The 12,595-nt window shown below is 64.4% G+C and carries 10 protein-coding genes; 8 read left to right on the forward strand and 2 right to left on the reverse strand.

Going from position 1 to position 12,595, the window contains the following annotated elements; translation table 11 throughout:
- Positions 1-22: 22 nt before the first annotated feature.
- On the reverse strand, positions 23-2,245 hold the full coding sequence (locus IB258_RS10135) for an FUSC family membrane protein (RefSeq protein WP_054450170.1): 2,223 nt from the start codon (positions 2,243-2,245) through the stop codon (positions 23-25).
- A 418-nt stretch (positions 2,246-2,663) separates the two neighbouring features.
- On the opposite strand from IB258_RS10135, the gene IB258_RS10140 reads away from it, so the two are divergent.
- The 4 genes from IB258_RS10140 (at position 2,664) to pssA (ending at position 6,981) form a co-directional block, all read left to right on the forward strand.
- A complete protein-coding gene (locus tag IB258_RS10140; RefSeq protein ID WP_255423500.1) occupies positions 2,664-4,433 on the forward strand; it encodes an acetolactate synthase 3 catalytic subunit in 1,770 nt (589 codons plus the stop codon).
- An 11-nt stretch (positions 4,434-4,444) separates the two neighbouring features.
- Positions 4,445-4,936, forward strand: a complete 492-nt coding sequence (gene ilvN / locus IB258_RS10145) for an acetolactate synthase small subunit (RefSeq protein WP_054450173.1) — start codon at positions 4,445-4,447, stop codon at positions 4,934-4,936.
- A gap of 76 nt (positions 4,937-5,012) precedes the next feature.
- Positions 5,013-6,029: a ketol-acid reductoisomerase gene (ilvC, locus tag IB258_RS10150; protein WP_013391929.1), complete on the forward strand. Its 1,017-nt coding sequence runs from the start codon at positions 5,013-5,015 to the stop codon at positions 6,027-6,029.
- Positions 6,030-6,207: 178 nt separating this feature from the next.
- Positions 6,208-6,981 carry a CDP-diacylglycerol--serine O-phosphatidyltransferase gene (gene pssA / locus IB258_RS10155; protein WP_054450175.1) on the forward strand — a complete coding sequence of 258 codons (774 nt, stop codon included), beginning with the start codon at positions 6,208-6,210 and terminating at the stop codon, positions 6,979-6,981.
- 66 nt (positions 6,982-7,047) lie between these two features.
- Here pssA and IB258_RS10160 read toward each other — a convergent pair whose 3' ends face one another.
- Complete coding sequence (locus IB258_RS10160) at positions 7,048-7,566, reverse strand: hypothetical protein (protein WP_054450177.1); 519 nt, start codon at positions 7,564-7,566, stop codon at positions 7,048-7,050.
- A 312-nt stretch (positions 7,567-7,878) separates the two neighbouring features.
- On the opposite strand from IB258_RS10160, the gene rpsO reads away from it, so the two are divergent.
- The 4 genes from rpsO to IB258_RS10180 all read left to right on the forward strand — a co-directional run bounded on the left by rpsO (position 7,879) and on the right by IB258_RS10180 (position 12,582).
- Positions 7,879-8,148, forward strand: coding sequence for a 30S ribosomal protein S15 (gene rpsO / locus IB258_RS10165; RefSeq protein WP_006223612.1), 270 nt, complete (start codon positions 7,879-7,881; stop codon positions 8,146-8,148).
- A gap of 90 nt (positions 8,149-8,238) precedes the next feature.
- Positions 8,239-10,401 (forward strand): polyribonucleotide nucleotidyltransferase, encoded by a 2,163-nt coding sequence (pnp, locus tag IB258_RS10170; protein WP_054450179.1) that lies wholly within the window; start codon positions 8,239-8,241, stop codon positions 10,399-10,401.
- A gap of 287 nt (positions 10,402-10,688) precedes the next feature.
- Entirely contained in the window at positions 10,689-11,351 is a 663-nt protein-coding gene (locus tag IB258_RS10175; RefSeq protein ID WP_370127071.1) for a hypothetical protein, read from the forward strand.
- A 13-nt stretch (positions 11,352-11,364) separates the two neighbouring features.
- Positions 11,365-12,582: a threonine ammonia-lyase gene (locus IB258_RS10180; protein WP_054450181.1), complete on the forward strand. Its 1,218-nt coding sequence runs from the start codon at positions 11,365-11,367 to the stop codon at positions 12,580-12,582.
- Positions 12,583-12,595: the final 13 nt, after the last annotated feature.

The raw sequence follows: 12,595 nt of genomic DNA on the forward strand, positions 1-12,595 counted from the left end.
CCGTCAGAGCCATCCACGCCGGTCACGCTGCCGCCGCCACCGGCGGCGCGTGCGTGGGATCGGCCAGCGCGTGCAGTTCCTGGCGGATCATGTGCGCCGCCTTCAGCATCTGCTTGACCGGATAGACCAGCGCCGCCTGTTCGCCTTCCGTGTCGAACTGGGTCGGCAGGCCGGCCGGCGCCTGCGCCCGGTTCTCATCCAACAGGTCCACCATGCCGGTCAGCGCCCGCTGTACCGCTTCGGGCGTAGCCGGCAGGCTGGCCAGAATGGGGATGGCCGCTGTGATCTGCGAAGCCAGGATGTGGTTCTGGATCAGCAGGTTGTTCAGCTCCGGCACGCTTACCTGATGCGACGTGGGCTCGCTCATCATCCGGTAGAAAGCCTCGGCGAAATTGCTGAAGGAGATGTGCACGTTCTTGCGCGCCAGCCGCCAGGCCAGGTCGGCGTCCGTGACCGCCGGAGTCTCGCCGGCGGCGGCGCCCACGGGCGCGCCGTGGGCCTGCATGGCCTCGACGTAGCGCAGGCCGGCGATCAGGTATTCGCGGTTGGCGCGCGTGGCCGCGGCCGCCAGCGGTTTCAGGTAGCGGGCCTCCCACCAGGGCAGGATGTAGCTGCAGATCAGCGCCAGCGCGCAGCCGATCAACGTGTCGATGGCGCGTTCGCCGATCACCGACATGGACACCGTGCCCGGCGACACGAAGTGGAACACCAGCACCACGAACAGCGTGTTGAAGGTGGCGCTGGCCATGTAGTTCAGCTGCACCAGGCTGTTGCCCATGATGCAGGCGCCCAGCAGCGCGGCGAACAGCAGTTCGGGCCGGTCGGTCAGGTTGAACAGCAGCAGGGCCAGGATGCAGCCGATCAGCGTTCCCGTCAGGCGCCAGCTATTGCGCTGGCGGGTCAGCGCGAAACCCGGCTTCATGATGATGACGATGGTCAGCATGATCCAGTAGTTGTGCGCGGAAAACGCTGGCGAAAGCCATTGGCTGGCCAGCGTCATGGCGATGGCCGCGGCCGCGGTGACGCGCAGCGCATAGCGGAAGTGCGGCGAATCCAGGCGCAGGTTGCTGGTCAGGAGCCCCACGCGAAATTCCTGCCGCGAAATGAAGCGCGTCAGCGACTTGTTGATGCGCAGCACGTCGGTGGGCTTGGCGTCGGGCGAAGCCGCGGTGTGGTCGGCCAGGCGGTCGACGATGCGCGCCGAATTGCGCAGCCGGCGCAGCACCTGGACGATCAGCGCCAGCATCTCGGGCTCGCGCTCGCCCAGGCCCTGCTGCTTGAGCTGTTCGATCTCGTATTCGATGGCGCGCAGTTCGGCCTTGGCGCTGCTGCGGTACTGCACCTTGCGCCCGCGCGACACGTCCAGCGCGATGCGGTTGAGCTCCAGCGACATCTTCACCAGCGCATCGCGCATGAACATCAGGCAGTCGCTGCCGGCCAGCGCGCGGCGCAACGCCGCGTAGTCGGTATGCGTGGCCACCAGCGTATCCAGCAGCTGCAGCATATCGACGAACATGTTCCAGATCATCACGCGCTGGCGGTCGCCCAGGCCTTTGCCGCGGGGCAGGGCGCGCAGCACCATGTCGCGCGCCGCCTGGTGCTTTTCCGTCATGACGGATTGGCGCTGGATCAGCTCGCGGTAGGCGTCGTCCAGATCGGCGGTTTCATCGTAGAAGGTGGCGCGCGCCGCCACGTAGTCGGCGGTGGCGAAGAGCGCCACCGACATGGCCTGCTGCTCCTCGCGCAGCCAGAACAGGCGCGAGAACCCCAGGCTGAATGCGACGTAGAACAGCGCCCCGCCCAGCGTGGCCGTGGCGTGCGCCAGCACCTCATGGGGCGCCAGCGGCGAATGCATGGTCAGGGTCATCAGCAACAGGCCGGCAAAGCCGATCAGCCCGCCGCGTTTGCCGAACACCGTGAACATCGAATAGACGAAGCACTGCGCGATGACCGCCAGCCAGATCAGCACGGGGTGCGATGACGCCAGCCCTGTGATGATGACCGTCAGCGTGCCCAGCGCGGCGCCGCCCAGCATCTCGTTGGTGCGGTGGCGCTGCGGCCCGCCCGGCTGGTCGATGATGGCCAGGCATTGCGCCCCGAACGTTGCAACCAGACCCGTGGTGTAGTTGCCGAACAGGCCGCCCAGCACCAGCACGGGCAACAGCATCCCCACCCCCTGACGCACCCCTCCGAAGAAGTAGTGGCTGTAGAGGAAGCGGCGGATGCTGGCAATGCGCAAATCCATGAGGCGGCGGCTCGGTTTCGGATGACGAAACAAGTATAGAGAGACTGCCTAAATTTTTGGGGTCGGATAGTTACCGAACCTTCCAAGCAACGGTCGAAGAAAAGTCGATTTGCTACCTTTGACGCAACGCGGTAAATTGCTCCACTTGCATCGGTCTGCCTATCCGAAACCGGTGCGTTGAGGCGGATTGCCAGGGTCACCTCCCAGCCATCCCGCAGCAGTTACACCTGCCGTTGGCCGCGCCACAAGCGTGTGTTGCCAAGGCTTCCATTTCGACCTCCAGCGTCCCCCAGGGGCGTTTGCACTGCGTTCTGTCGAGCGTGTGCCGGGTCGGCAAGGTGTCCGGGTGGCGTGGCTCCGTGAGCCGCAAAGCGCCGGATCATGTTGTCGGGACCGGTATGGGTTCAGTTGCCGCCGTATCCGGGCGAGCAGCAGTCAGGGTTGCAGGGCCGGTACTGAAAGGAATGACAACATGGAACTGAATGGCGCCGATATCGTCGTGCGCTGCCTGGCCGATGAAGGCGTGGAACACGTTTTCGGCTACCCCGGCGGCGCGGTGCTTTACATCTACGACGCGATTTTCAAGCAAGACAAATTCCAGCATATCCTGGTTCGTCACGAGCAGGCCGCCGTGCACGCCGCCGATGCCTATTCGCGCTCGTCGCAAAAGGTCGGCGTCTGCCTCGTGACCAGCGGACCGGGCGTGACCAATGCCGTCACCGGCATCGCCACCGCCTACATGGATTCCATCCCCATGGTCATCATCAGCGGGCAGGTGCCCACTGCGGCCATTGGCGAGGACGCCTTCCAGGAATGCGACACCGTCGGCATTACGCGTCCCTGCGTCAAGCACAACTTCCTTGTGCGCGACGTCAAGGACCTGGCCGAAACCATGCGCCGCGCGTTCTACATCGCGCGCACCGGCCGTCCCGGCCCGGTGCTGGTGGATATCCCCAAGGACATCACCATCGCGCAGTGCAAGTACACGCCGCCCAAGGGCGAGATCTCGATGCGCTCCTATGCGCCCGTCAACAAGGGCCACCAGGGGCAGATCAAGAAAGCCGTGCAGATGCTGCTGGCCGCCGAGCGGCCCATGATCTACACGGGCGGCGGGGTCATCCTGTCGAACGCCGCGCCCGAGCTGAACAAGCTCGTGTCGCAACTGGGCGCGCCCTGCACCAGCACCCTGATGGGTCTGGGCGGCTACCCGGCCAGCAGCGGCCAGTTCGTCGGCATGCCCGGCATGCACGGCACGTACGAGGCCAATATGGCGATGCAGCACTGCGACGTGCTGCTGGCCATCGGCGCCCGTTTCGACGACCGCGTGATCGGCAACCCCAAGCACTTCGCCCAGAACGCCCGCAAGATCATCCATATCGATATCGATCCCTCGTCGATCTCCAAGCGCGTGCGCGTGGACGTCCCGATCGTCGGTAACGTCAAGGACGTCCTGGCCGACCTCAGCGCGCAGTACGACATCGCCGCGGCCGAGCACAAGCCTGCTCCGATCGCCAAGTGGTGGGAGCAGGTCGAGTCCTGGCGCGGCAAGGAATGCCTGAAGTTCGCCAACTCGGACGAGGTCATCAAGCCGCAGTTCGTGGTGGAAAAGCTCTGGGAAGTGACTGGCGGCGACGCCTTCGTGACTTCCGACGTGGGCCAGCACCAGATGTGGGCCGCGCAGTACTACAAGTTCGACAAGCCGCGCCGCTGGATCAACTCCGGCGGCCTGGGCACCATGGGCGTGGGCCTGCCGTACGCCATGGGCGTGCAGATGGCCAATCCTGGGCACGACGTCGCCGTCATCACGGGCGAAGGGTCGATCCAGATGAACATCCAGGAACTGTCGACCTGCCACCAGTACCGCCTGACGCCGAAGATCATCTGCCTGAACAACCGCTTCCTGGGCATGGTCCGGCAGTGGCAGCAGATCGACTACGGTTCGCGCTATTCCGAGTCCTACATGGATTCGCTGCCCGATTTCGTCAAGGTGGCCGAGGCCTATGGCCACGTGGGTCTGCGCATCGAACGACCGGCGGACGTCGAGCCGGCGCTGCGCGAAGCGTTCAAGAAGCACAAGGATCGCCTGGTTTTCCTGGACTTCATCACCGACCGCACCGAAAACGTGTGGCCGATGGTCAAGGCCGGCCGCGGGCTGACCGAAATGCTGCTCGGCTCTGAAGACCTGTAAGGAGGCCACCCATGAAGCACGTGATTTCCGTCCTCCTCGAGAACGAACCCGGCGCGCTGTCGCGCGTGGTGGGCCTGTTTTCCGCGCGGGGCTACAACATCGAGACCTTGACCGTGGCGCCCACCGAGGACTCCACGCTGTCGCGCATGACCATCGTGACCACCGGTTCCGATGAAATCATCGAGCAGATCACCAAACACCTGAACCGCCTGGTGGATGTGGTCAAGGTGGTCGACCTGACCGAAGGCGCGCACATCGAGCGTGAGCTGATGCTCGTGAAGGTGCGCGCGGTCGGCAAGGAGCGCGAGGAAATGAAGCGCATGGCGGATATCTTCCGCGGCCGCATCATCGACGTGACCGACAAGTCCTACACCATCGAATTGACCGGGGTGCAGGAAAAAGTACAGGCCTTCCTGGAGGCCCTGGACCGCAGTGCAATCCTTGAAACCGTGCGCACCGGCGTGTCCGGCATCGGACGCGGTGAACGGATTTTGAAGATTTGACCGGCCTTCCAGGCCAAGCCGCACCCTACATCTGAATTAAACAAATATCCAAAATACTGGAATCTGGAGCACAACCATGAAAGTTTTCTACGACAAAGACTGCGATCTCTCCCTGGTCAAGGGCAAGACTGTTGCCATCATCGGCTACGGCTCGCAAGGCCACGCGCACGCGCAGAACCTGCATGAATCCGGCGTGAAGGTCGTGGTCGGCCTGCGCAAGGGCGGTGCCTCGTGGAACAAGGCCGCCAACGCCGGCCTGGAAGTCAAGGAAGTCGCCGACGCGGTCAAGTCCGCCGACATCGTCATGATGCTGCTGCCCGACGAGAACATCGCCTCGGTCTACAACAAGGAAGTGCACGCCAACATCAAGCCCGGCGCCGCCCTGGCGTTCGCCCACGGCTTCAACGTGCACTACGGCCAGGTCGTGCCGCGTGAAGACATCGACGTCATCATGATCGCCCCGAAGGCCCCGGGCCACACCGTGCGCAACACCTACAAGCAAGGCGGCGGCGTGCCCCATCTGGTGGCCGTGTACCAGGACAAGTCGGGCGCCGCGCGTGACGTGGCCCTGTCGTACGCCAGCGCCAACGGCGGCGGCCGTGCCGGCATCATCGAAACCAACTTCCGCGAAGAAACCGAAACCGACCTGTTCGGCGAACAGGCCGTGCTGTGCGGCGGTACCGTCGAACTGATCAAGGCCGGTTTCGACACGCTGGTGGAAGCCGGCTACGCGCCCGAAATGGCGTACTTCGAATGCCTGCACGAACTGAAGCTGATCGTCGACCTGATCTATGAAGGCGGCATCGCCAACATGAACTACTCGATCTCGAACAACGCCGAGTTCGGCGAGTACGAAACCGGCCCGAAGATCGTCACCGACGAAACCCGCAAGGCCATGCGCCAGTGCCTGACGGACATCCAGACCGGCGAATACGCCAAGAAGTTCATCCTGGAAAACACCGCCGGCGCTCCGACGCTGACCTCGCGCCGCCGCATCAACGCGGAATCGCAGATCGAGCAAGTGGGCGGCAAGCTGCGCGCCATGATGCCCTGGATCGCCGCCAACAAGCTGGTGGACAAGTCCAAGAACTGATCCATGCCATTGCGCGGGGCCTGCCCCGCGCAATCAGGGTCGAAGCGGCATGCCTGCGAGGGCATGCCGCTTTTTTTTGCAGGCTTCCCCTCGATTGGCCAGGCACGCGGCTTGCTCCGCCCCGCAAGCGGGGCCAGATGGGTTAACCTTTCAATGTTCGTTGTAAGTTATTGAGACCATGCCCAATTTTTCCATGCGCGATTCCGAGAACCGCCACCGCAGCATCTACCTGCTGCCCAACGCGTTCACCACCGCGGCACTGTTCGCGGGGTTCTACGCCGTCGTGCAGGCCATGAACGACCGCTTCGAAGTGGCCGCCATCGCCATTTTCGCGGCCATGGTGCTGGACGGCATGGATGGCCGGGTTGCCCGCCTGACCAACACCCAGTCCGCCTTCGGCGAGCAGTACGACTCGCTGTCCGACATGACCTCCTTCGGCGTTGCGCCCGCGCTGGTCATGTACGAATGGATCCTGAACGACCTGGGCCGCTGGGGCTGGCTGGCCGCGTTCGTCTATGTCGCCGGCGCCGCGCTGCGCCTGGCGCGTTTCAACACCAACATCGCCGTGGTCGACAAGCGCTACTTCCAGGGCTTGCCCAGCCCGGCTGCCGGCGCGCTGGTGGCGGGTTTCGTCTGGCTGGCCGTGGACAACAAGCTGCCCATCCATGACAGCCTGATGGCCTGGGCGGCGTTCACGCTGACCATGTACGCGGGCATTTCCATGGTGTCGAATGCGCCGTTCTTCAGCGGCAAGAGCTTCGCCCTGGGCCGCAGCGTGCCGTTCTGGGGCATCCTGCTGGTGGTGGCCGTGTTCGTGTTCGTGTCCAGCGATCCTCCGGTCGTGTTGTTCGGCCTGTTCGTGCTGTACGGCCTGTCGGGCTGGATCATGTGGGCCTGGCGCTGGAACCGCGCGCGCCGCCTGACGCAGGAACGCCGCAACCAATCGTCCTGATTGGTGAACGCCTTGAAAACAAAACCCGCCTGATGGCGGGTTTTGTTTTTTAGAGAGGCGGGGGAATCAGCGCCACATGAACCTGTCGTCGTCGTACATGGGGTCCGGGCCGGGATGGAAGTGCGTCAGCTTGCTGCCGTCGCGGCTCATGTAGACATACATCAGCGAGTTCCAGACGCCGTTTTCCTTGTAGCGGTAGGACCAGACCACCTCGCGCTTTTCTCCCAGGCCGGCTTCCTCGATCTTGGCGGGCGGGCCGAATTCGCAGCGCACGCGGTCGGGACCCCATACGCCTTCGCTCAGCACCTTGAAGTGTTCGTCCGTCAGCAGCGGCACCACCTGGCCCACGCGTCCGTCGGCGCCGACGTTGGTGCCCCAGGCGTACTGGCCCATGGGCTGCTGGGTCCAGATCACGCGCCGCCCGCCATTGGCTTGCGGGCATTCGAAGTTGGGCCGGCCGAACTGGGCTTGCACGTCGGCGTAGGGCGTGCCGGGAGGAATCTGGGCCATGTTTGCGCAGGCGGCCAGGCCGGCCAACGCGGCGGCAGCCAGTGCCAGGCGCGCGCTTCTGTAATATTTAGACATATCTTCTCCTTACGTGGCATCGCGGCCTGCGGCGGGGCAGGCGGCCCTCATTGGGGTAATTCTAGCGAATCGGCTATAATCATCGAGCTTTATCAAGTGTATTGATCTTGCAACATCCTTTGCGCTGGCCGCAGAGCTGGTCCAGGTGCCAGGCCCCGGTGTCGAAACACCGCGTCCAATACCCGGATTCCAGGCTTCTGTTTGAGTCATCAATGGCAGCAGTGAGAAAGCGAATTCCGCCAGGTTCGCGCAAATTTTTTCCAAACCACGTCAGGGCGCCTCGGCCCTGTCGCATGTCCGAAGAGGTCATAAATGTCTGTAGCTGACATCAAGAAATCCGATATCGTCGCGCAATTCCAACGCGCTCAAGGCGATACCGGCTCCCCCGAAGTTCAGGTGGCTCTGCTCACCGCCCGCATCAACGAACTGACCGGTCACTTCAAAGAACACATGAAGGACCATCACTCGCGCCGCGGTCTGCTCCGTATGGTCAGCCGTCGCCGCAAGCTGCTCGACTATCTCAAGGGCCGCAATCCCGATTCGTACCGCGCACTGATCGAAAAACTCGGTCTGCGCAAGTGATCGACGGGGCTGGCTCCCCATGACGCAACCGTGGTCGGTGCGACGTATGTCGCGACGGCCACGGTTTTTCATTTGTAAGGAATAATCGTCATGTTCAACAAAGTGACAAAATCGTTCCAGTACGGCCAGCACACGGTCGTCCTGGAAACTGGCGAGATCGCTCGCCAGGCCTCCGGCGCCGTTGTGGTGTCGATCGAGGACACCGTCGTCCTGGCCACCGTCGTGGCTTCCAAGAAGGCCAAGCCGGGTCAAACGTTTTTCCCGCTGACCGTTGACTACATCGAGAAGACCTACGCCGCCGGCCGCATCCCGGGTGGCTTCTTCAAGCGCGAAGGCAAGCCCTCCGAGAAGGAAACGCTGACCTCGCGCCTGATCGACCGTCCCCTGCGTCCGCTGTTCCCCGAAGACTTCTACAACGAAGTCCAGGTGGTCATCCACACGCTGTCGGTCAATCCTGAAATCGATCCCGACATTCCCGCCATGATCGGCGCCTCGGCCGCGCTGGCCATCTCGGGCATCCCGTTCAACGGCCCCATCGGCGCCGCGCGCGTGGGTTACATCGATGGCCAGTACGCCATCAACCCGACCGCCTCGCAGCTGAAGTCGTCCAAGCTGGACCTGGTCGTCGCCGGCACCGAAAACGCCGTGCTGATGGTGGAATCCGAAGCCGACCAGCTGTCCGAAGAAATCATGCTGGGCGGCGTGGTCTACGGCCACCAGCAAATGCAGGCCGTCATCAACGCCATTCATGAACTGGTGAAGGACGCCGGCAAGCCCGATTGGGACTGGCAAGCGCCCGCCAAGGACGAAGCCCTGATCGCCGCGGTCACCGCCGCTGCCCAGGAAGGCCTGAACGCCGCCTACCAGATCCGCGAAAAGCAGGCCCGTACGACCAAGCTGCGCGAAGTGTCGGCTGACGTGTCGGCCAAGCTGGCCGCCGCCGCCGCCGAAAAGGGCGAAGCGCTGCCGGACGCCGTCGCTGTCGACAACATCATGTTCTCGCTGGAATCCGCCATCGTGCGCGGCCAGATCCTGAACGGCGAGCCGCGCATCGACGGCCGCGATACCCGCACCGTGCGCCCCATCAGCGTGCGTCTGGGCGTGCTGCCCCGCGCACACGGCAGCGCGCTGTTCACCCGCGGTGAAACCCAGGCGCTGGTCGTGGCCACGCTGGGCACCAAGCAGGACGAGCAGATCATCGACGCGCTCATGGGCGAATACCGCGACCGCTTCATGCTGCACTACAACATGCCTCCGTTCGCCACCGGCGAAACGGGCCGCATCGGTGTGCCCAAGCGCCGCGAAATCGGCCACGGCCGCCTGGCCAAGCGCGCGCTGATCCCGCTGCTGCCGGCTCCGGAAGACTTCCAGTACACCATCCGCATCGTGTCGGAAATCACCGAGTCCAACGGCTCGTCGTCGATGGCTTCGGTCTGCGGCGGCTCGCTGGCCATGATGGACGCCGGCGTGCCGGTCAAGGATCACGTGGCCGGCGTGGCCATGGGCCTGATCCTGGACGGCGGCAAGTTCGCCGTGCTGACGGACATCCTGGGCGACGAAGATCACCTGGGCGACATGGACTTCAAGGTTGCGGGCACCGAGAACGGCGTCACCGCACTGCAGATGGACATCAAGATCCAGGGCATCACCAAGGAAATCATGCAAGTGGCGCTGGCTCAGGCCCGAGAAGGCCGCCTGCACATCCTGGGCAAGATGAAGGAAGCGCTGGACGGTTCGCGCGGCGAGCTGTCGGCTTTCGCTCCGCGCATGCTGACCATCAAGATCAACCCCGAGAAGATCCGCGACGTGATCGGCAAGGGCGGCGCCACCATCCGCGCGCTGACCGAAGAAACCGGCACGCAGATCGACATCTCGGACGACGGCACGATCGTGATCGCCAGCGTCGACGAAGCGCAGGCCAAGGAAGCCCAGCGCCGCATCGTCGAACTGACCGCCGACGTCGAAGTGGGCCAGATCTACGAAGGCGCCGTGCTGCGCCTGCTGGATTTCGGCGCCATCGTGCAAGTGCTGCCGGGCCGTGACGGCCTGCTGCACATCTCGGAAATCGCCAACTACCGCATCGCCAACATCAACGATGTGCTGAAGGTCGGCCAGCAAGTCCGCGTCAAGGTCATCGAGGCCGACGACAAGGGCCGCCTGCGCCTGTCCATCAAGGCGATTGGCGGCATCGAGCAGCAGCAAGCCGCTGCGGCTCCCGAAGCTGCCCCGCAATCGGAACCGCAAGCTGAATAAGCCTGCTTGACCGGTAGCATGAAACGGCGCCTGCGGGCGCCGTTTTTCATGGGCCGGCGCGCACGCTTGGGGCCGGCATGATTCATCTTCTTGCTTCTTCAGACCCCGGACATCTCCCAACTGCGCTTACCTTCCTGTAAAGTCTTGCGCGAGAGCAAGGCCCCCCGACCACGGAGGATGGCCTGCGCGACGTGGCAAAGAAGGGGGAAACGGATGGGCAAGGCATGACGGCGTGGGCCAGATCCGCCAGTGCCGCGGCGCTGCTTGCGGCCGTGCTGAGCGGCTGCATGAGCAGCCCCGCGCCGGGCAAGGGCGGTCCCAAGAGCGAGGACATGTCCGCCGACCAGTTCGGCCAGACCGACTTCAACCGCACCGTCACGCTGGAGGTGCGCGACAACCTGGCCAGCCTGTATGTCCTGCTGGACAAGCTCTACCGCCGCAATCCGCGCGAATGGCGCAAGTCCGGCGCGCCCGACCTGGCCAAGGCGGTGTCGCTGGTCAAGCATTCCATCGAAGTCCGCATCCCGCCCAAGGACCTGGCGGGACTGCGCGACATCCAGATTCTGGCCGTGTCCCTGGACCCCAACTATTCGGGCGACCGGGTCGGCGCTTTCATCTACGGCCTGGCCGACACCATCATCGCCGCCCACAACGGCAAAACCCGCCTGTACGCCACCGACGCGCTGGACGGGCAGCGGGTCTACAATGCCGCACGGAACGTCGAGGCAGCCGCCTGGCTGCTGGCGTCGCGCCGCAATACCCAGGGCGAACCCTTGCTGCTGGCCAACGAAATGTCCCAGAACGCCACCAACCTTAGCTTTGAACGCGAATTCGGCGCCATCATCGGCCGCCTGGATCTGATCGCGAACCTGCTGGGCGAGAACACGCGGCGCATCGGGATCAACTACGCGCAGGGCCTGCTGCTGTTCAATTTCCTGCCGGTGCGCTAACAGGATTTCCATCGTGATCGATATCGCCTCCATTCAGACCGCCCGCGAGAACCTGCGCGGCCAGGTGCTGAAGACCCCGTTTACCCTGTCCCGCACGCTGTCCGACATCTTCGGCGCGGAGATCTGGCTGAAGTTCGAGAACCTGCAGTTCACGGCTTCGTTCAAGGAGCGCGGCGCGCTCAACCGCATGCTGACGCTGTCGGAAGCAGAACGCGCCAAGGGCGTGATCGCCGTGTCCGCCGGCAACCACGCGCAGGGCGTGGCCTACCATGCCCAGCGCATGGGCGTGCCGGCCGTGATCGTGATGCCGCGGTTCACCCCCACCGTCAAGATCGCCAACACGCGCCGCTTCGGCGCCGAGGTGGTGCTGGCCGGCGACACCTTCGACGATGCCAAGGCGCGCGGCTACGAGTTGGCGCAGGAGCGCGGCCTGATCATGATCCACCCGTACGATGACGAGGCGGTCATATCGGGGCAGGGCACGGTGGCGCTGGAGATGCTGGAAGACCAGCCGCAGCTGGACACCCTGGTCGTCGCCATCGGCGGCGGCGGCCTGATCTCCGGCATTGCCACCGCGGCCAAGGCGCTCAAGCCCGGCATCGAGATCATCGGCGTGCAGACCGAGCGCTTTCCGTCCATGTACGCCGCCGTCAAGGGCGTGTCCATGCCGCAGGGCGCCTACACCATCGCCGAAGGCATCGCGGTGAAGTCGCCGGGCGCGCTGACCCAGCCCATCGTCACCCAGCTGGTCGATCGACTGGAGCTGGTCAGCGAAAGCGATATCGAGCACGCCATCGTGGTGCTGCTGGAGATCGAGAAATCGGTGGTCGAAGGCGCGGGCGCCGCCGGCCTGGCCGCGCTGCTGCGCGCGCAGGAAGAGGGCAGCGACCGCTACAAGGGCAAGCGCATCGGCCTGGTGCTGACGGGCGGCAACATCGACCCCCTGATGCTGGGCGAACTGATCGAGCGCGGCATGGTGCGCGCCGGCCGCCTGGCGCGCATCCGCGTGGACCTGCGCGATCTGCCGGGCGCGCTGGCACACGCCACCAAGCTCATCGCCGACGCGCAGGCCAACATCACCGAAGTGCACCACCAGCGTGCGTTCACGTCATTGCCGGTGCGCAATGTCGAGGTGGATTTCGTGCTGCAGACGCGCGGCCACGAGCACATCCAGGAAGTGATCGACATACTGAACGCGGCGGGCTTTGCCGCCAGCAACCACGACCACTGAGCACGCTGGCGCG

The sequence above is a fragment of the Achromobacter sp. ACM02 genome (assembly GCF_014851605.1).
GTDB classification, from domain to species: domain Bacteria; phylum Pseudomonadota; class Gammaproteobacteria; order Burkholderiales; family Burkholderiaceae_B; genus Achromobacter; species Achromobacter aegrifaciens.

Coding starts and splice junctions, on each gene's coding strand:
- pssA (WP_054450175.1), top strand. CDS start 6,208: ATGCCCAATTTTTCCATGCGCGATTCCGAGAACCGCCACCGCAGCATC.
- pnp (WP_054450179.1), top strand. CDS start 8,239: ATGTTCAACAAAGTGACAAAATCGTTCCAGTACGGCCAGCACACGGTC.
- ilvN (WP_054450173.1), top strand. CDS start 4,445: ATGAAGCACGTGATTTCCGTCCTCCTCGAGAACGAACCCGGCGCGCTG.
- IB258_RS10160 (WP_054450177.1), bottom strand. CDS start 7,566: ATGTCTAAATATTACAGAAGCGCGCGCCTGGCACTGGCTGCCGCCGCG.
- ilvC (WP_013391929.1), top strand. CDS start 5,013: ATGAAAGTTTTCTACGACAAAGACTGCGATCTCTCCCTGGTCAAGGGC.
- rpsO (WP_006223612.1), top strand. CDS start 7,879: ATGTCTGTAGCTGACATCAAGAAATCCGATATCGTCGCGCAATTCCAA.
- IB258_RS10175 (WP_370127071.1), top strand. CDS start 10,689: ATGAGCAGCCCCGCGCCGGGCAAGGGCGGTCCCAAGAGCGAGGACATG.
- IB258_RS10135 (WP_054450170.1), bottom strand. CDS start 2,245: ATGGATTTGCGCATTGCCAGCATCCGCCGCTTCCTCTACAGCCACTAC.